This is a genomic window from Clostridium sp. MCC344, assembly GCF_018785365.1.
In the GTDB taxonomy this organism is placed as follows: Bacteria; Bacillota; Clostridia; order Lachnospirales; family Lachnospiraceae; genus Pilosibacter.
Genome location: NZ_WQPQ01000014.1, coordinates 1 through 216 on the forward strand (window position 1 = coordinate 1; position 216 = coordinate 216).

A 216-nucleotide genomic window follows, 5' to 3' on the forward strand; every position below is an offset into this window, starting at 1 on the left:
CAGAAGGGCCGGAAAGCCCGCAGGCAGAAAGCCTGAAAAGCAGGGCCTTACCGGCCTGTTCACGAAAGGAAAGAACATTCCCACCACCGCCCAGCAGACCCTCCCTTACCGGGAAATGTACCGGGACGGGGTGTGCCGGGTAGCGGACCGCTATTACACCAAAACCATTGAATACGAGGACATCAACTACCAGCTCGCACAGTCCGAAGATCAGGC

At 57.9% G+C, this 216-nt stretch carries 1 protein-coding gene; it reads left to right on the plus strand.

The features are described from left to right. Positions 1–216 (plus strand): hypothetical protein (locus GPK90_RS03740; protein WP_215702200.1); only part of this gene is annotated, 216 nt, incomplete at both ends.